Annotated in this window: 14 protein-coding genes; 7 read left to right on the top strand and 7 right to left on the bottom strand. The window is 72.5% G+C overall.

What is annotated here, in order from left to right; genetic code table 11:
* Nucleotides 1-133 precede the first annotated feature (133 nt).
* Nucleotides 134-3,514 (top strand): hypothetical protein, encoded by a 3,381-nt coding sequence (locus DJ476_RS02995; protein WP_112489757.1) that lies wholly within the window; start codon nucleotides 134-136, stop codon nucleotides 3,512-3,514.
* 100 nt (nucleotides 3,515-3,614) lie between these two features.
* Here the strand turns inward: DJ476_RS02995 and DJ476_RS02990 are convergent, their stop codons facing one another.
* From DJ476_RS02990 to DJ476_RS02970, 5 genes are all read right to left on the bottom strand, one after another.
* Nucleotides 3,615-4,589 carry an acyl-ACP desaturase gene (locus tag DJ476_RS02990; protein ID WP_103417200.1) on the bottom strand — a complete coding sequence of 325 codons (975 nt, stop codon included), beginning with the start codon at nucleotides 4,587-4,589 and terminating at the stop codon, nucleotides 3,615-3,617.
* A 160-nt stretch (nucleotides 4,590-4,749) separates the two neighbouring features.
* Complete coding sequence (locus tag DJ476_RS02985; protein WP_112489756.1) at nucleotides 4,750-7,035, bottom strand: ATP-binding cassette domain-containing protein; 2,286 nt, start codon at nucleotides 7,033-7,035, stop codon at nucleotides 4,750-4,752.
* An 85-nt stretch (nucleotides 7,036-7,120) separates the two neighbouring features.
* Nucleotides 7,121-8,752: an ABC-F family ATP-binding cassette domain-containing protein gene (locus DJ476_RS02980; RefSeq protein ID WP_112489755.1), complete on the bottom strand. Its 1,632-nt coding sequence runs from the start codon at nucleotides 8,750-8,752 to the stop codon at nucleotides 7,121-7,123.
* Nucleotides 8,753-9,014: 262 nt separating this feature from the next.
* Nucleotides 9,015-9,431, bottom strand: a complete 417-nt coding sequence (ssgD, locus tag DJ476_RS02975; protein WP_112489754.1) for a spore wall synthesis regulator SsgD — start codon at nucleotides 9,429-9,431, stop codon at nucleotides 9,015-9,017.
* 251 nt (nucleotides 9,432-9,682) lie between these two features.
* Nucleotides 9,683-9,985, bottom strand: a complete 303-nt coding sequence (locus DJ476_RS02970; RefSeq protein ID WP_112492416.1) for a YciI family protein — start codon at nucleotides 9,983-9,985, stop codon at nucleotides 9,683-9,685.
* Nucleotides 9,986-10,038: 53 nt separating this feature from the next.
* Here DJ476_RS02970 and DJ476_RS02965 point away from each other — a divergent pair, with 53 nt between their 5' ends.
* Nucleotides 10,039-10,731: an endonuclease V gene (locus tag DJ476_RS02965; RefSeq protein ID WP_112489753.1), complete on the top strand. Its 693-nt coding sequence runs from the start codon at nucleotides 10,039-10,041 to the stop codon at nucleotides 10,729-10,731.
* A gap of 24 nt (nucleotides 10,732-10,755) precedes the next feature.
* On the opposite strand, the gene DJ476_RS02960 is transcribed toward DJ476_RS02965, so the two are convergent.
* Entirely contained in the window at nucleotides 10,756-11,343 is a 588-nt protein-coding gene (locus DJ476_RS02960) for a hypothetical protein (RefSeq protein ID WP_112489752.1), read from the bottom strand.
* A 126-nt stretch (nucleotides 11,344-11,469) separates the two neighbouring features.
* On the opposite strand from DJ476_RS02960, the gene mmpA reads away from it, so the two are divergent.
* Nucleotides 11,470-11,616, top strand: a complete 147-nt coding sequence (gene mmpA / locus DJ476_RS34785; protein ID WP_018491998.1) for a morphogenic membrane protein MmpA — start codon at nucleotides 11,470-11,472, stop codon at nucleotides 11,614-11,616.
* Between the two features lie 39 nt (nucleotides 11,617-11,655).
* On the opposite strand, the gene DJ476_RS02955 is transcribed toward mmpA, so the two are convergent.
* Entirely contained in the window at nucleotides 11,656-12,846 is a 1,191-nt protein-coding gene (locus DJ476_RS02955) for a saccharopine dehydrogenase family protein (protein ID WP_103417206.1), read from the bottom strand.
* 272 nt (nucleotides 12,847-13,118) lie between these two features.
* On the opposite strand from DJ476_RS02955, the gene DJ476_RS02950 reads away from it, so the two are divergent.
* From DJ476_RS02950 to DJ476_RS02935, 4 genes are read left to right on the top strand one after another with little or no spacing between them, the layout of a single operon-like run.
* Nucleotides 13,119-14,255, top strand: coding sequence for a CaiB/BaiF CoA transferase family protein (locus DJ476_RS02950; RefSeq protein WP_103417207.1), 1,137 nt, complete (start codon nucleotides 13,119-13,121; stop codon nucleotides 14,253-14,255).
* A gap of 8 nt (nucleotides 14,256-14,263) precedes the next feature.
* Nucleotides 14,264-15,406 (top strand): acyl-CoA dehydrogenase family protein, encoded by a 1,143-nt coding sequence (locus DJ476_RS02945; protein WP_070201913.1) that lies wholly within the window; start codon nucleotides 14,264-14,266, stop codon nucleotides 15,404-15,406.
* A gap of 44 nt (nucleotides 15,407-15,450) precedes the next feature.
* Nucleotides 15,451-16,665 (top strand): acetyl-CoA C-acetyltransferase, encoded by a 1,215-nt coding sequence (locus DJ476_RS02940; protein ID WP_028418721.1) that lies wholly within the window; start codon nucleotides 15,451-15,453, stop codon nucleotides 16,663-16,665.
* Between the two features lie 42 nt (nucleotides 16,666-16,707).
* On the top strand, nucleotides 16,708-18,879 hold the full coding sequence (locus tag DJ476_RS02935; RefSeq protein ID WP_112489751.1) for a 3-hydroxyacyl-CoA dehydrogenase NAD-binding domain-containing protein: 2,172 nt from the start codon (nucleotides 16,708-16,710) through the stop codon (nucleotides 18,877-18,879).
* The last annotated feature ends 21 nt before the right edge of the window (nucleotides 18,880-18,900 follow it).

Here is an 18,900-nt window from a genome sequence, read left to right as displayed (position 1 = left end):
CTGGGCGTAAAGCCCCAGGGCCGCCCGTAAGGTCCCGAGCCGCGCCCCGAAACCCCCGAGCCGCGCCCCGTAACCCCCGGTCCGCCCCGGAAATCCCCTGGGGCGGACCTCACCCGCACGGCACAATCCCCCCATGACCGACGCACAGCCCCTCGTCCTCGCCGCCGCCCTCCTGGACGCGCTCGACCCGCTGCCCCATCCGCAGCGCATGGCGGAACTCGCCTCACGCGCACGGCGGTTGGCGGACCAGGGGGTGCTGCGTCCGGTGCTGGAGGAGCTGGCGGACGGTGATCCGTACGAGCGGCGCATCGCCGTGGTCGCGGCGGCCGTCGGCCGGGACACCGAGTGGATCGGGGTGCACCTCACCGATGAGGACCGGGTCGTACGCGGTCATGCCCTGCGGGCGGCCCGGAGCCTCGGGGTGCCGGACGAGGTGTACGAGGAGGCCTTCACCGACGCGCCCGCCGCCGTACGGCGACAACTCGTCCGGGCCATCGCCCGGGACGGGCGCACCGCGCTCGCGGACCGGCTGCTCCCCGCCCTGCGGGCGGTCTGGGGGGACGCCGAGGCGGCCCGGCTGCTGCCCGGGTGCTCGGCCGCCGTGGTGGCGGACCTCCTGCCCGGCCTGCTGCGTTCGGTGGACGGCTGGTCCTCGCTCGGCCACCACCACCCCGGCCCGCTGCTCGACGCCGTGACGGCCGAGCTGGCCGCCCTCCCCGCCGCCGAACGCGACGGCTGGTGGCACTGGTACGGCTACGACCGGGGCATCGCCGCAGCGGCGAGGACCCTCCCGCACCGGGTGCTCGACCTCCTGGAGCAGTACGGCCCCGCGCGCCTCCCCGGCTCGCTCCACCGCAGCCTCGGGCATCTCGCCGCCGCCGACCCCACCCGCTTCGCCCGGCTGCTCCTGACCCCCGGCGGCTGCGCGATACCGGAGCGGGCGCTGAGCCGCACCCTGCTGCACCGGCTGGTGGCCGGGCTGCCCGACGGCCTCGTCGCCGAACTGGGGCGTGTCATAACGGGGTTGCTGCCCCGCCTCCTCCGCGTCCTGGCGCCCTCCCGCCGCGCCGCCGTCCATGAAGCGGCCGTCGCGGGCCGGGGCGAGGGCGCCGAAGTCACCGTCGACACCGCCTTGCTGGACGCCCTGCCCCGTACGTACGCGGCGACCGTCGCACGGCGGCTGGCCGAACGTGCCCGGTCCCGGGGCGGCGACCGCGCCATTGTCCTGCGCGCCGAGTCGTATCTGCCCTTCGACGAGGTACGGGAACGGCTCCTGGCCGCCACCCGCGAGCCCGCCGCCGACGACCGGGCGACCGCCTGGTCGCTGCTCGTGCACAGCGCCGGGCGCTCCGGTGAACAAAGCGCCGTGGCGGCGGTGTTGGCGGAGATGGGGCGGCTGCGCAACGAGCAGGACCCGGTCCGCTCCGTCGCCCTGCGCGCACTCATCGCCGTCCGGCCCGCCCTCTTCACCGACACCGTCGAGCCCCTCCTCGACCGCATCGCCACCGACGCGGTGGAGGCCCGCGACTCCTCCGCCGCGACCCGCTCCGCTCTCACCGCGCTCGCCGTCGCCGTCCTGCGCGAACACGCGGTCACCGGCGAACGCGCCCTGCTCAACTGGGCGTTGCGCACGCTGGTCCGGATCTCCGGCAACAGCGGCAGCGCCGACCTCGGCCGACTGGACCGCACCCTGCGCCGGGGCCAGGAGCAGGTCGTCCTCGAAGCGCTGCGGCCCTGGCTGGAGGCGGGCGCCGAACGCTCCGACTACGGTCTGGTCCTCGCCCTCGCCCGGTCCCTCGGCCGCCGCGCCGCCACCCTGCCCGGCCTCCAAGAGCTGCTCCGGCAGGCCGTGGACTACGGGTCCGCCGCCACCGCGCGCAGCGCCGTCGGCCTCTGGCTCCAGGGCGCGGCGGACCGGGACGTCCGGGTCGAGCGGCTGCTCACCCGCGACCCGTCCGCCGCCACGCTCCCCGCCGTGGAACGGGTCCTGACCACCCGGCGCACCGACCTCCTCGACGCCTACCTCGACGGCACCCCGCCCCGGGGCCGCTTCCTCACCTCCGGCACGGTGTGGACCATCGCCGCCGAGTCCGCCGGAACCCGCTGGACGCCCCGTCAGCAGCGGGCGGTCTGCCGGGAGTTGGAACGTACCGTCGCGGACGGAAAGCTCCCGCTGTACACGCGCGCGGCGGCGCTCGCCCGGCTCGCCGCACTCCCCGGGCAGGGCGCCGATGCCGTACGGGCCTGGGTGGACGCCCCGGACGTGGTGCTCGCGGAAGCGGCGCTGGCCGCCCTCGCCCGCACCGACCGGCCCGCCGACACCCTGCCCGACCTGCTGGCCCACGCCGGGGACGACCGGGCCCGGGTCGCGCTCTACGCGGCAGGCCGGGCCGCCGCCCACGCCCGCCCGTCCCGGCTGCGGGCCCTGCTCGCCGCCCGTACCGCACCCGGCACCGGCAAGGTGACCGCCCGCAAGGAGGCGGTCCGGCTGGCCGCCACCCTGCTGCCCCTGCCCGACGCGGCCGCCGTCCTGGCCGACGCGTACGCCGAGCCCTGCCAGCACCCCGACGTGCGGGCCGCCTGTGTGGCCTCGGGCGCGGCGCTGCTCGGTGACGAGCGGATGGGGGAGGTGATGGCGGACGCGGCGACGGGCGACCGCGCCCTGCGCACCGCCGTCCTGCGGACCCACCCGAACGAGCTGGACCCCGGCCACCGGCCCCGCTACGCGAAGCTGGTCCGGAGCGTCTGCGCGTCGGACGACGACGAAGTGGCCTCCCTCGGCCACCGCGCACTGGTCCGGTGGCTGCCCTGGGCGCCCGGAGCCGCCACCGTCCTGGTCGACGCGCTCACCGACATGGACCGGCGCGGAACCTGGAGTTCCGCCGCCGTCGCCCTGGCCGAGGCCGCCCCGGCCGGTGAGCAGGCCGCCACCGCGCTGAACCGCGCGCTGACCCTGCTGGCCACGGGGGAGACGGCGGACGACGCGGGAGCCGAGCGGGACCGGCCCGCCCGGCAGCGCCTCCACGCGCTCACCGACGCGCTGACGCGCTGGTCCGGTCCGCCCGACCGCTCGCGCAGGGCCGTCCTCGCGGAGGCCGGGCGGACCCTCGCCGGCCACCGCGAACTCGTACCGCAGGCGGTCTCCCTGCTCGTGGAGTCACTGGAGCCCGCGAGCATGGGGGCCGACGAGCTGCACGCCGCCCTGGTGGAGCTGGCCGCCCTGCACGCGGACCACCCCGCGCTCGCCGGCCGGACCGCCCGCACCGTCGGGAAGGGGGTCCAGTTCGCCCGTGGGGGCGAGACCAGTGATCCGGAGACCCTGCTCGACGTCGTCGCGCGGCTGGCGGGGACCGGTGATCTCACGGAGGGCCTGTTCGCCGCCGAGCTGACGGTGGCCTGCGGCCGGCGCACCGAGTGGACCGGGCCGTGGCGCACCCAGCTGCGGATGCTCCGCCGGCACCCCTGCGGCGATGTGCGCGACGTGGCGTACGCGCAGTTCACCGCGGCGGAGTGACGGGGCCCGGCGCCGGAGCAGCGGCAGCGGCGGGGCGGCCGGGCGGACCGGATGGTCAGGCGGCTCGGTGGCCCGGTGGTCCTGCGGCTCGGCGGTTGTCTCAGGCGCGGCCGCGGGCCGCCATCCGGGCCTTGCGGGCGGCGAGCTTCTCGTCGAACTTCGCGGCCTCGCTGTCCAGGCCGCCCATGTACAGCCCCAGCTCCTCCTGGGCCTTCATGCCCTCGGGGCCGAGCCCGTCGATGTTCATGACCTTCAGGTGGCGTAGCACCGGCTGGATCACGTCGTCGTGGTGGATGCGCATGTTGTAGATCTCGCCGATCGCCATCTGCGCGGCGGCCCGCTCGAAGCCGGGCATGCCGTGGCCGGGCATCCGGAAGTTGACGACGACATCGCGCACGGCCTGCATGGTCAGGTCCGGGGCCAGCTCGAAGGCGGCGCCCAGGAGGTTGCGGTAGAAGACCATGTGCAGGTTCTCGTCGGTCGCGATCCGGGCCAGCATCCGGTCGCAGACCGGGTCCCCGGACTGGTGGCCGGTGTTGCGGTGGGAGACGCGGGTGGCCAGCTCCTGGAAGGCGACGTACGCGACGGAGTGCAGCATCGAGTGCCGGTTGTCCGACTCGAACCCCTCCGCCATGTGCGCCATGCGGAACTGCTCCAGCTGGTCCGGGTCGACGGCGCGCGAGGTGAGCAGGTAGTCGCGCATCACGATCCCGTGGCGGCCCTCCTCGGCGGTCCAGCGGTGCACCCAGGTGCCCCAGGCGCCGTCGCGGCCGAAGAGGGAGGCGATCTCGTGGTGGTAGCTGGGGAGGTTGTCCTCGGTGAGGAGGTTCACCACGAGCGCGATCTTGCCGACGTCGGTGACCTTGGACTGGTCCGCCGCCCACGCCTCGCCGTCCTCGAAGACGCCCGGGAAGTTCCGGCCGTCGGAGAAGGGGACGTACTCGTGCGGCATCCAGTCCTTGGCGACCTTGAGATGGCGGTTGAGCTCCTTCTCGACCACCTCTTCGAGCGCGTACAGCAGCTGGGCGTCGGTCCACGCCTTCGAACTGCCGAGGTGGGGAGAGGTGATCGTCACGGGTGGCTCCTGGGGACGGGATAATTACCTACGGCTTCGTAGGTTACGAGACCGTAGGTTAAGGCGACCGTAAGGGCAAAGCCAAGCCCGTCCCCGCTGGCACCCGACTACGTACCGTCATGTGCGCAGCTCATGGCGGTGATGTGAGAGTCTTCGCAGGTCAGCGGGGCTCTGCGGGAAGCCCCAGATCCCGCCGCAGATACTCGGCGGTAACCGAGGTGCGGTCCGCCAGCAGCCCCTCCGGCGTGCCCGCGAAGACCAGCTCGCCGCCCTTCTTCCCGCCGTCCGGACCCAGATCGATCACCCAGTCCGCCCGCTTCACGACCTCCAGGTTGTGCTCCACGCACACCACCGTGTTCCCCGCGTCCACCAGCCGGTCCAGCAGATCCACCAGCGCCCCCGTGTCGGCCAGGTGCAGCCCGGTCGTCGGCTCGTCCAGGACGTACACGCTGGAGGTGCGGTGGAGCTGGGTGGCCAGCTTGATCCGCTGGCGCTCGCCGCCGGAGAGCGTGCTGAGCGGCTGGCCGAGCGTGAGGTAGGTGAGCCCGACCTCGTCGAGCGTCCGCAGTTTCCGCAGCAGCGCCCGGTCCTCGAAGAGGTCGACCGCCTGCGCCGCCGTCATCTCCAGCACGTCGACGATGGACCGGCCGCCGACCCGGTGCTTCAGCACGTCGTCGTGGAACCGGCGCCCCTCGCACTCCCGGCAGGTCGTGGTGACCGGGTCCATGAACGCCAGGTCGGTGGAGATCTCCCCGCGCCCCGCACAACCCGGGCACGCCCCGGCGGAGTTGAAGCTGAACAGCCCGGCGTCGACACCGTTCTCGCGGGCGAAGACCTTGCGGATGGTGTCCAGTGCGCCGATGTACGAGGCCGGGGTCGAGCGGGACGAGGCGGTGATCGCGCTCTGGTCGATGACCACCGCCTCGGGGTGGGCCGCCGTGAACACCTCCGACACCAGCGTCGACTTGCCCGAACCCGCGACCCCGGTCACCACGGTCAGCACCCCGGCCGGGAACGACACGTCCAGCCCCTTGAGGTTGTGCAGATCGGCACCCCGGACCGGGAGCTGGCCGGTGGGGGAGCGGAACTCGCTCTTGAGCGGGGTGCGTCGGCGCAGCGACCGGCCGGTGAGCGTGTCCGACGCGCGCAGCCGGTCGAACGGCCCCTCGAAGACGACGTGTCCGCCCTCCGAACCCGCCCGCGGACCCATGTCGACGATGTGGTCCGCCACCGCCATCACATCAGGGTCGTGCTCGACCACCAGCACGGTGTTGCCCTTGTCGCGCAGCCGCACCAGCAGATCACCGAGCCGCCCGACGTCCCGGGGGTGCAGCCCCACGCTCGGCTCGTCGAAGACGAAGGTCAGCCCGGTCAGCGAACTCCCCAGGTGGCGGACCATCTTGAGGCGCTGGCCCTCACCGCCCGACAGGGTGCTTGTCTGCCGGTCCAGGCTGAGATAGCCGAGCCCGATCCCCACGAGCCGCTCCAGCCGCTCACGGGCCGCCGCCGCGATCGGACCGCCCACCGGATCGTCGATCCGCGCCAGCACGCCGACCAGCTCGGAGACCTCCATCCGCCCGTAGTCGGCCGGCGAGAGCCCGTCGACCCGGGTGGCGAGCGCCGCCGCGTTCAGCCGCGCCCCGTCGCAGGAGCCGCAGACCCGCTCGACGGTGAACCGGTCGGCCGCCGCGCGCCGCTTCTCCGACAGCGATGCCGTGTCCCGCTTGAGGTAGAGCCGCTCGAACCGGGTCACCACCCCCTCGAACCGCATCTCCGCCGAACCCGTCCGCATGTCGACCTGGACGGTGAACCCTGAGCCGTACAGCAGGAGTTGCCGTTCCTCCTCGCCGAACTCCCGCAGCGGCAGGTCGTTGTCGAACCGACCCGACCCGCCGTACAGGCTCCACTCCCAGCTGCCGACCCCCAGCCCCGGCAGCAGCAGCGCCCCCTCGTTCAGCGACTTCGACCAGTCCACCGCCCGGTCCAGATCGAGCCGGACCACCTGGCCCACCCCGTCGCACTCCGGGCACATCCCCGCCGGGTCGTTGAAGGAGTACGCGGTGGCCCCGCCCGCGCTCGGGGTGCCGTAGCGGGAGAACAGCACCCGGAGCACCGACCAGATGTCCGTCGCCGTGCCCACGGTCGAGCGGACGTTGCCGCCCAGCGGCTTCTGGTCGATGACGACGGCCACGGACAGGTTCTCCATGGACTCCGCCCGTGGCCGCTCGTACTTCGGCAGCCGGTTGCGCAGGAACGAGGTGAAGGTCTCGTTCAGCTGCCGCTGGGACTCCACGGCGATCGTGTCGAAGACGACCGACGACTTCCCCGAGCCGGACACCCCCGTGAAGACGGTGATCCGGCCCTTGGGCAGGGTGAGGGAGACATCGCGCAGATTGTTCTCGTGCGCTCCGGTGAGGGTGATGGAGCGGTCGGTGCTGTGATCCATGCGGGCGACGCTAGGCGGGATACCCGACAGCTTCTGTCGCCTTTTCCCATGGATCCCGCCGATCCCGCCGATCCCGCGAGGCCGCTCACCGGGCCGCCCGCACCTCCTCCGGCGAGGTGTCCCGCAGCTCCCCGTCCAGCGACAGCCAGCGGGTGATGCCGATCGACTCCAGGAACGGCACGTCGTGGCTCGCCACGATCAGCGCCCCCTCGTACGCCGCCAGGGCCTCGGTCAGCCGCCGTACGCTCGCCAGGTCCAGGCTGTTCGTCGGCTCGTCGAGGAGCAGCAGCCGGGGCGCCGGGTCCGCCAGCAGCAGCATCGCCAGCGCCGCCCGGAACCGCTCCCCGCCCGACAGCGTCCCGGCCGGGAGATCGGCGGCCCCGCCCTTGATCAGGAACCGCGCGAGCCGGGCCCGTACCCCGTTGTCGCTCAGGCCCGGGGCCGACCGCTTCACGTTCTCCGCCACCGACAGGGCGTCGTCCAGCGAGTCCAGTCGCTGCGGCAGGAACCCCAGCGGCAGCAGCGCGGTGGCCTCGCCGGAGAGCGGGGCCAGTTCGCCCGCGATGGTCCGCAACAGGGCCGTCTTTCCGGCCCCGTTGCGCCCGGTCAGCGCGATCCGCTCGGGGCCTCGCACCACCAACTCGCCGTGCAGCGGCGGACCGTAGGGCGGTACGGGGTCGCGCAGGAGCAGTACCTCGCTCCCCGGGTGCACCCGCGTCGCCGGCAGCTCGATGCGGATCTCCTCGTCCGCGCGGACCGCCGACTCCGCCTCGTCCAGCCGCTCCCGGGCCTCCGCCAGCCGCTCGGTGTGCAGGATGCGGTGCTTGCCGGCCGACTCCTGGGCGGACCGCTTGCGCTGACCCATCACCACCTTGGGCTCCCGCTTGGTGTCCCACATCTTCTGCCCGTACCGCCTGCGCCGGGCCAACTTCATATGGGCCTCGGCCAGTTCGCGCTTCTGCCGTTGGACGTCGGACTCCGCGGCCCGCACCATCCGCTGCGCCGCCTCCTGCTCGACCGCGAGCGCCTCCTCGTACGCCGACAGATTGCCCCCGTACCAGGTGACCGAGCCGTCCCGCAGATCCGCGATCCGGTCGACCCGCTCCAGCAGCTCCCGGTCATGGCTCACCACGAGCAGCGCCCCGGTCCAGGCGTCGACCGCGGCGTACAGCCGTCCGCGCGCCACCGCGTCCAGATTGTTCGTCGGCTCGTCCAGCAGCAGCACCCCGGGCCGGGCCAGCAGCAGGGCCGCCAGCCGCAGCAGTACGCACTCGCCGCCGGACATCTCCCCGACGGTCCGGTCCAGCCCGAAATGGCCGAGGCCGAGCCCGTCCAGCGTGGCGTGGGCCCGCTGCTCCACGTCCCAGTCCTCACCGATCACGGCGAAGAGTTCCTCGCGTACGTCACCGGCCTCGACGGCGTCGATCGCCGCTCGCCGCTCCGCGATGCCCAGCACCTCATCGACCCGGAGCGCGGTGTCCAGGGTGGCGGTCTGCGGCAGATGACCGAGCCCGCCCCGGACCTTGATCTCGCCCTCCAGCGGGGTGAGTTCACCGGCGATCAGCCGCAACAGGGTCGATTTGCCGCACCCGTTGACGCCGATGAGCCCGGTGCGGCCGGGGCCCACGGCGAAGTCGAAACCGGAGAGCACCTCGGTGCCGTCGGGCCAGGAGAAGGAGAGGGAGGTGCAGCTGACATGGATGTCGGAGGATGACATACGGACTCCCGTGTACGTCGAGGAGAGCGGAAGGATCGGCTGATGCGCTGAGATCGCACACGGGCGCGCCTGCGGCCACGGCAAGACGTGGCGGCGCCGCACGGTGCAGGGGACCTCAGATCAGCAACGTCCTTCTCCGATCGACGACAACAGGGACATCACGAAGGTAGAACCGGGACACTCGGCCCGGCAACGGGTTTTCCACGGCGCGGGAGCCCGCGCCGCCGTCGGGGCATCGGCGCGAGCGCGCCGTGCCGGGGTCTCAGCAGGCGCCACCGAGCAGATCGGTCAGATTCCGGTCCAGATCGAGGTGGCGGTGCTCGTCACCCACCGGCACCAGCTCCTGCGCCCGCTCCAGGAAGCGGCGCAGCTCCGCCGTGCGTACGTGGACCATGGCGATGCCCTCCGCCGCGTGGAACTCCAGCACCGTCCGCTCGTACCCGAACGGCCGGACCCGGACGTCCCCCTCCCCGGCGGGTGCGTCGACCCCGGCCGTCAGCAGCTCGCGGGAGAACTCCCAGGACACCTCGGTCCCCTCCAGGGTCGCCGGGGCCGGGAACGCCATCCGCACGGCGAAGGGGTCCTTGACGTCGTAACTCAGAGTGGCGGGCAGGGTTTCCATCCGCGGTGCGGACGCGACCATGCGGGCCTGCACGGACTGCTCGATAACGCTGGACAAGACCTGCTCCCTCTCGCGGCTGGGTGAACGGTTCCCGGCATTGGAGTAGACGACGGAACTCGACGATCCGTGCACCGGCGGGTGGCGTGAGCTGCGTCACCGCCCGGGCGTCACCGCCCGGCCCTCCACGCGCCCCGCTCACGCCCCGCGCCTCCTCCACGCTCTCCCGCACCCCCGCCCTCCTGCCCACTTCCCGGCCGCGCACCCCGGAGGGCGGCGGCCCGGCGGAGGGGAAGGAGCGGCCGCCCGGCCTACTGACCGGGCAACTCCTCCTTGAAGGAGGCGAGTTCGGCTGAGGTCTTCGTCGCGGTGAACTCCGTGATCCGGTAGGCGCAGACGCCGTGCGCGGCGAAGGGGTCGGCCGCGGCGATCTCCTCGATCCGCGCCCGGTCCGCCCCGACGGCGAGGATCACCCCGCCGTCCCGGGGGTTCTTGCGGCCGGAGGCGATGAAGACCCCTGCTGCGTACTGCTCGTCGAGCCACGCGATGTGCTCCCGCATCAGCGCGTCCGCGCGCTCGACCGGGGCGGTGTAGGTCAATTCGAGTACGAACATGATCGCCAGGCTACGGGACCGGGCGTACCCCAGCACCGCATAAGCTGCTGGTCATGACGACACAGCCCCCTCCCGCCCATCAGACCCCCAAGGACGAAGCCGAGGGCCGGGCGATCCAGGACCGCCTGCGCGGCCTGGTGGTGCTGGACGAGCCGGGCCCGGCGCCCGGGACCGGGCTGGTGACCGGGGTCGACGTGGCGTACGACGACGAGAAGGACGTGGTCGTCGCGGCGGCCGTCGTCCTGGACGCCGAGACCCTGGAGACCGTGGACGAGGCCACCGCCGTCGGCACGATCACCTTCCCCTATGTCCCCGGGCTGCTGGCCTTCCGCGAGATCCCCACCGTGCTGGAGGCCCTGGAGTCGCTGACCGTCGACCCCGGCGTCGTCATCTGCGACGGCTACGGCCTTGCCCACCCCCGACGCTTCGGCCTCGCCAGCCACCTGGGCGTGCTCACCGGACTGCCCGTGATCGGCGTCGGCAAGAACCCGTTCACCTTCTCGTACGAAGCCCCCGGCCCCCGCCGCGGCGACTTCTCCCCGCTGCTGGACGGCGACGAGGTGGTGGGCCGCGCCCTGCGCACCCAGGAGAACACCAACCCGATCTTCGTCTCCGTGGGCCACCGGATCGACCTCGACAACGCCTGCGCCCACACCCTCCGCCTGGCCTGCCGCTTCCGCCAGCCCGAGAGCACCCGCCGCGCGGACGCCCTGTGCCGCCAGACCCTGCGGGAGGCCACGGCCTGAGGGGTCATCCCTTCCGGCGGGTCCTCACCACCCGAACTGCACCTCGCCGAGGACCTCGCTGCCGATGTGCGCGGCGAGCTTCCGGGCCCGGGACACGTCGCCCCACTTGTCCACATGGACGAAGACCGTGTGGTCCTCGGCCCGTCGCCCCCACTGGGCCTGGTCCCCGTGGAAGACGATCTGCACCCCGTCGTACTTGGCCATGCCGGACAGCTCCGCCGCCGGATCGTCCGGCCACAGGCCGTGCCAGTCGACCGAGGCCGTGCCCCGGCCGAGAGCGGCCACGAAGCGTTCCTCCACGCTTCCCACGGGGGCGTGCACCATGAGGTCCAGCGGCAGATGCGGCTCCAGCGCGGTGTCGTCCGCCGTCGCCACGTCCAGGTCGAACCAGACGTCCTCACCCGCCGGACCGGTCCGCGCCTCCGCGTACTCGAACGTCGCCGAGGGCAGGACCGCGGCCATCCGGCGCACCTCCGCGACCGTCCCCAGCTCGGCGAAGAGCCCGACCTCGTCGTCGCGCGCCTCCAGCAGCGCGCACAGCCGCTCGGCCCGCGCATAAGCGGCCGACGCGTCGGTGGTCCGGAAGACGGGATATGCCCGGGAGTTGCCCATGGGACGAACCGTCACACGCCTCCGACGGTCCGGGCCACCGGAATTCGCCGGCGGTCGGCAGTGTATCCGGCCGACTGAGTATCCGTACGGATGGCGTAAACCGATCTTGCTGGGCAGGCTGAACGTATGAACACCTCTCGTACGGCTATCCGGACCGCCCGGCCCATCGACCCCGCCCAGCGCCGCGTCGCGCTCGGCATGGCCCTCGGCGGGGTCGTCGGTCTCGTCTGGCTGGGCGCGATGCTCTACACGCTGGTGAGCTGGATCTTCTAGCGGAGTCTCACTGCACGGCCGCTACCCGGAAGCGGAGCCTCACCGCACCGCTGCCACCCGGAAGCGGATCCCCGCCGCCGTCAGCCGGTCCAGCAGCGCATCGCCCATCGCGGTCGCCGTGGTGACCTGGCCGGAGGTCTCCGGGAGCTTGTCCAGGGCGAGGCTGAGCGCCGACTCGGCCAGCATCTTGGCCGTCTCGCCGTAGCCGGGATCGCCGCCGGACACCTCGGTGAAGACCTGCCGGCCCCCGCCCTCCCCGACGAAGCGGACGGTGAACCAGCTCCGCCCGCGGCGCTCCGCGTCCGGGCCCTGCCCCGCCTCGTACCGCCCCATCAGCCACTCCCGTACGGGCTTCACCTGCGCGGCGGCGACCAGCGTGCCCACGGCCGCCGGGCCGCCGAGGGCCATCGGCAGGGTCTTGACCGAGGCGAAGTGGCGGTAGCGGAAGTCGGGGCCGTACCGCTCCAGCGCCCGCGCCGAGCGGCCCACGATCGCCGGGTCCACGGTCGGCAGCGGGAGCGCCCAGGTGCCGACGGCCCCGTTGAAGTGCGGGGAACCGGCCGGGGTGCGGATCCGGCGGCCCACCTGGCGGGGCTCGTGCAGGCGCCGCTCCCGGGCGGCGAGCAGCATCTGCGGTCCGCGGCCCATCGCGGTGAGCGCCGAGGCGAACGTGCCGCCGGAGAAGACGGCGTTGCTGCGGACGAACCCGTCGACGCTCAGCGGCACCCCTTCCGGCAACTGCTTGACCGTGAAGTACGCCCCCAGGTCGTGCGGTACGGAGTCGAAGCCGCAGGCGTGCACGATCCGGGCGCCCGTCTCCCGGGCCCGCGCGTCGTGGCGCACATACGTCCGGTCGATGAACTCGGCCTCGCCGGTGAGGTCGAGGTAGTCCGTGCCGGCCTCGGCACAGGCGGCGACCAGCTTCTCGCCGTACAGGACGTACGGCCCCACGGTCGTGGCCACCACCCGTGCGGAGTGCGCGAGTTTGCGCAGCGCGTCCTCGTCGTCCGCATCGGTCTCCAGCAACGGCAGCTCGGCGCAGGAGGGGTGGAGAGCGGCCAGCCGGTCGCGCAGCCGCTCCAGCTTGGCGCGGCTGCGACCGGCCAGCCCCCAGCGCAGCCCCTCGGGGGCGTGCGCCGCCAGATGCTCGGCCGTGAGCACCCCCACGAAGCCGGTGGCGCCGAAAAGGACGACGTCCAGGGGGCGTGGTGCCTCGTTCTGCCTGTTCACGACTGCCTCCGGGGGCGAGGGGCGGCGGAGATGTGGCAGGCAGGCTAGCGGAGGGGGACGGCGGGCGTGCGGCCGGGCGGGGGTGCGGGGCGGACGGAGGGCGGGCCACGGCCTTGGGCGTGGCCGCGTGGAAGGTCCGGCGGGGATGCGGCAGGATCGCGGTCGCGGGAAGAACTAAGCGCTTGCTCGGCCCAGGGGGTTGTGTCGAGCCGGGCGCGTTCTTAGCATCGTTGATGTTACATCAGTTGTGTCACACCCCTGGGGGCTCACGGATGGCAAGCACCGGGCAGCACGGCCCGCTGGCAGGAGTCCGTGTCGTCGAGCTGGCGGGGATCGGCCCCGGACCGTTCGCGGCGATGCTGCTCGCGGACCTCGGCGCCGATGTCGTACGCGTCGACCGGCCCGGTGGCCCGGCCCTCGGCATCGACCCGGCGTACGACATCACCAACCGCAGCAAGCGCTCCGTCCTCGTCGACCTCAAGGACGAGGACGGCGCCGGACGCGTCCTGGACCTGGTCGAACGCGCGGACATCCTGATCGAGGGGTACCGCCCCGGCGTCGCGGAACGGCTCGGCGTCGGGCCCGAGGCCTGCCTCGCCCGGAACCCGAAGCTCGTCTACGGGCGGATGACCGGGTGGGGCCAGGACGGGCCGCTGGCCGAGCGGGCCGGGCACGACATCGCGTACCTCGCTCTCACCGGCACCCTCTCCATGATCGGCAGGCCCGACGAGCCGCCCGTGGTCCCCGCCAACCTGGTCGGGGACTACGCGGGCGGCTCGCTCTACCTCGTCGTCGGGGTGCTCGCCGCCCTCCAGCACGCCCGCACCCCGGGCGGCGCGGGCCAGGTGGTGGACGCGGCGATCGTCGACGGCGCCGCCCACCTCGCCTCGATGATCCACGGGATGCTGGCCGCCGGGAGCTGGCAGGACCGGCGCGGCACCAACCTGCTGGACGGCGGCTGCCCCTTCTACGGCACCTACGCCACCTCCGACGGCGGCCACATGGCGGTCGGCCCGCTGGAGGGGCAGTTCTACGCCGAGTTCGTCCGCCTCCTCGGCCTGGCGGACGCCTTCCCCGACCGGTGGGAGTTCGCCCGCTGGGACGAGCTGCGCGCCGCCGTCACCGAGCGCTTCCTGACCCGTACGCGTGCGGAGTGGACCGAGGTCTTCGAGGGCACCGACGCCTGCGTCGCCCCCGTCCTCTCCCTCCGCGAGGCACCGCACCACCCGCACCTGGCCGCCCGCTCCACCTACGTCGAGCACAGCGGCATCACCCAGCCCGCCCCCGCCCCGCGCTTCTCCGCCACCCCCACCTCCGTCCGCGGCGGCCCCGCGCGGCCGGGCGCCGACACGGACGCCGTCGCCGCCGACTGGGACGTACCGGGGCTCCGGCCCACCCCCCGAGACTAGGAGACCCCGTGCAACGCCAGATCTTCACCGAGGAGCACGACGCGTTCCGCGAGACCGTCCGGGCCTTCCTGGCCAAGGAGGTGCTCCCGTACTACGAGCAGTGGGAGCAGGACGGCATCGTCTCCCGTGACGCCTGGCTCGCCGCCGGGCGCGCCGGGCTGCTCGGCCTCGCCGTCCCCGAGGAGTACGGCGGCGGTGGCTCGACCGACTTCCGCTACAGCGCCGTCCTGGCCGAGGAGTTCACCCGGGCCGGGGCACCGGGCCTCGCGATCGGACTGCACAACGACATCATCGGCCCGTACCTCACCGGCCTCGCCACCGACGAGCAGAAGCGCCGCTGGCTGCCGGGCTTCTGCTCCGGCGAGACCATCACCGCCATCGCCATGACCGAACCGGGCGCAGGCTCCGACCTCCAGGCGATCCGTACGACGGCGGAGGACAAGGGCGACCACTGGCTGCTCAACGGCTCCAAGACCTTCATCTCCAACGGCATCCTGGCCGACCTGGTGATCGTCGTCGCCAAGACCACCCCCGACGGCGGCGCCAAGGGGCTCTCGCTGATCGTCGTCGAGCGCGGGGCCGAAGGGTTCGAGCGGGGCCGCAACCTCGACAAGATCGGCCAGAAGTCGCAGGACACCGCCGAGCTGTTCTTCAACGACGTCCGCGTCCCCAAGGAGAACCTCCTCGGTGAACTCGACGGCGCCTTCATCCACTTGATGACCAACCTGGCCCAGGAGCGCATGGGCATAGCGGTCGCCGCCATCGCCGCCGCCGAACACCTGCTGGAGATCACCACCCAGTACGTCAAGGAGCGCGAGGCCTTCGGACGGCCGCTGGCCAAGCTCCAGCACATCCGCTTCGAGATCGCGGAGATGGCCACCGAGTGCGCCGTCACCCGCACCTTCCTGGACCGGTGCATCGTCGACCACTCGGACGGGACGCTGGACGCCGTCCACGCCTCGATGGCCAAGTGGTGGGCCACCGAACTCCAGAAGCGCACCGCCGACCGCTGCCTCCAACTCCACGGCGGCTACGGCTACATGAGCGAGTACAAGGTCGCCAAGGCGTTCACCGACGGCCGTATCCAGACCATCTATGGCGGCACCACCGAGATCATGAAGGAGATCATCGGCCGCTCGCTGCTCGCCTGAGCCCCTGCCCCCTCCCTCTCCATCACCCTCGAAAGGCAGCTGTCTTGAGTACCGAAGCATTCGTCTACGACGCGATCCGCACCCCGCGCGGCCGCGGCAAGGCCAACGGCGCCTTGCACGGCACCAAGCCGATCGACCTGGTCGTCGGCCTCATCCACGAGATCCAGGGCCGCTTCCCGGACCTGGACCCGGCCGCCATCGACGACATCGTCCTCGGCGTGGTCAGCCCGCTCGGGGACCAGGGTTCCGACATCGCCCGGATCGCCGCCATCGCGGCCGGGCTGCCCGACTCCGTCGCGGGCGTGCAGGAGAACCGCTTCTGTGCCTCGGGCCTGGAGGCCGTCAACCTGGCGGCGGCCAAGGTCCGTTCGGGCTGGGAGGACCTGGTCCTCGCCGGGGGCGTCGAGTCGATGTCCCGGGTGCCGATGGGCTCCGACGGCGGGGCCTGGGCGATGGACCCGATGACCAGCTTCGAGACCGGCTTCGCCCCGCAGGGCATCGGCGCCGACCTCATCGCCACCGTCGAGGGCTTCAGCCGCCGCGACGTCGACGAGTACGCCGCCCTCTCCCAGGAACGCGCCGCCGCGGCCTGGAAGGACGGGCGCTTCGCCCGCTCCGTCGTCCCCGTCAAGGACCGCAACGGCCTCCTCGTCCTCGACCACGACGAGCACATGCGCCCCGGCACCACCGCCGACTCCCTCGCCGCCCTGAAGCCCTCCTTCGCCGCCATCGGTGACATGGGCGGCTTCGACGCGGTGGCGCTGCAGAAGTACCACTGGATCGAGAAGATCGACCACGTCCACCACGCGGGCAACTCCTCCGGCATCGTCGACGGCGCCGCCCTCGTCGCTATCGGCTCCAAGGAGGTCGGCGAGCGTTACGGCCTCACCCCGCGTGCCCGGATCGTCTCCGCGGCCGTCTCCGGCTCCGAGCCCACCATCATGCTCACCGGCCCCGCCCCCGCCACCCGCAAGGCGCTCGCCAAGGCCGGGCTCACCATCGACGACATCGACCTGGTCGAGATCAACGAGGCCTTCGCCGGGGTCGTCCTGCGCTTCGTCAAGGACATGGGCCTGAGCCTGGACAAGGTCAACGTCAACGGCGGCGCCATCGCGCTCGGCCACCCGCTCGGCGCGACCGGCGCGATGATCCTCGGCACCGTCATCGACGAACTGGAGCGCCGCGACCAGCGGTTCGGGCTGGTCACCCTCTGCGTCGGCGGCGGCATGGGCGTCGCGACGATCGTCGAACGCATCTGACCGTTCCCAGCCGCCCCCTTCGCTTACGGAGAAGACACCGACATGACCGAGAGCACCACCATCCGCTGGGAACAGGACGAGACCGGCGTCGTCACCCTCGTCCTCGACGACCCCAATCAGTCCGCGAACACGATGAACCAGGCCTTCAAGGACTCCATCGAGGCCATCGCGGACCGCGCCGAGGCCGAGAAGGACTCCATCCGCGGCATCATCTACACCTCCGCCAAGAAGACCTTCTTCGCGGGCGGCGACCTCAAGGACATGATCAAGGTCGGCCCCGAGAACGCCCAGGCCGCCTTCGACACCGGCACCGCCATCAAGCGCTCGCTCCGCCGCATCGAGACCCTCGGCAAGCCGATCGTCGCCGCCATCAACGGAGCCGCCCTCGGGGGCGGTTACGAGATCGCGCTCGCCTCCCACCACCGCGTCGCCCTCGACGCCCCCGGCTCCCGCATCGGCCTCCCCGAGGTCACCCTCGGCCTGCTCCCGGCGGGCGGCGGCGTCACCCGTACCGTACGCCTCATGGGCATCGCGGACGCCCTGCTCAAGGTGCTCCTCCAGGGCACCCAGTACACCCCGCAGCGCGCCCTGGAGAACGGCCTCGTCCACGAAGTCGCCGCCACCCGCGAGGAGATGACCGAGAAGGCCCGCGCCTTCATCGACGCCAACCCCGAGTCCCGGCAGCCCTGGGACGTCAAGGGCTACAAGATCCCCGGCGGCACCCCGTCCAACCCCAAGTTCGCCGCCAACCTCCCCGCGTTCCCGGCCAACTTGAAGAAGCAGCTCGCGGGCGCGCCCATGCCCGCGCCGCGCAACATCCTCGCGGCGGCCGTCGAGGGCTCCCAGGTCGACTTCGAGACCGCCCTGACCATCGAGGCCCGGTACTTCACCGAGTTGGTCACCGGCCAGGTCTCCAAGAACATGATCCAGGCGTTCTTCTTCGACCTCCAGGCCGTCAACTCCGGTGCCAGCCGCCCCAAGGACATCCCCGAGCGCCCGGTCCGCAAGGTCGCCGTGCTCGGCGCCGGGATGATGGGCGCGGGCATCGCCTACTCCTGCGCCAGGGCCGGGATCGAGGTCGTCCTCAAGGACGTCTCCACCGAGGCGGCCGCCAAGGGCAAGGCGTACAGCGAGAAGCTGCTCGCCAAGGCGCTCTCCCGGGGCCGTACGACGGAGGCCAAGCGCGACGAACTGCTCGCCCGGATCACCCCGACCGGCGACGTGGCCGACCTCGCGGGCTGCGACGCCGTGATCGAGGCCGTCTTCGAGGACACCGGCCTCAAGCACAAGGTGTTCCAGGAGATCCAGGACGTCATCGAGCCGGACGCGCTGCTCTGCTCCAACACGTCGACTCTTCCCATCACGGTCCTCGCCGAGGGAGTGTCCCGCCCGGCCGACTTCATCGGCCTGCACTTCTTCTCCCCGGTCGACAAGATGCCGCTGGTCGAGATCATCAAGGGCGAGCGCACCGGCGACGAGGCGCTGGCCCGCGCCTTCGACCTCGTACGGCGCATCAAGAAGACGCCCATCGTCGTCAACGACTCGCGCGGCTTCTTCACCTCGCGCGTCATCGGCCAGTTCATCAACGAGGGCGTGGCGATGGTCGGGGAGGGCGTCGAGCCCGCCTCGATCGAGCAGGCCGCCGCCCAGTCCGGCTACCCGGCCAAGGTGCTCTCCCTGATGGACGAGCTGACCCTGACCCTGCCCCGCAAGATCCGCAACGAGACCAAGCGGGCGGTCGAGGGGGCCGGAGGCACCTGGCCCGGCCACCCCTCCGACGAGGTCATCGACCGCATGGTCGACGAGTTCGGCCGCCCGGGCCGCAGCGGGGGAGCGGGCTTCTACGACTACGACGAGGACGGCAGGCGCACCGGCCTCTGGCCCGGTCTGCGCGAGCACTTCACGAAGGCCGACGCGGACGTCCCCTTCGAGGACATGAAGGAGCGGATGCTCTTCTCCGAGGCCCTGGACAGCGTCCGCTGCCTGGAGGAGAACGTCCTCATCTCCGTCGCGGACGCCAACATCGGCTCCATCATGGGGATCGGCTTCCCGCCGTGGACCGGCGGTGTGCTCCAGTACATCAACGGGTACGAGGGCGGCCTGCCCGGATTCGTCGCCCGCGCCCGGGAGCTGGCCGACCGCTACGGCGACCGGTTCCTGCCGCCCGCGCTGCTCGTGGAGAAGGCGGAGAAGGGCGAGACCTTCCACGACTGAGCCGTCAACGGGCTTCTGCCC

It is taken from the genome of Streptomyces bacillaris, from assembly GCF_003268675.1.
GTDB classification, from domain to species: Bacteria; Actinomycetota; Actinomycetes; order Streptomycetales; family Streptomycetaceae; genus Streptomyces; species Streptomyces bacillaris.
Note: the sequence above shows the minus strand (reverse complement) of the source record. Positions and strands in the feature narration are given on the sequence as shown.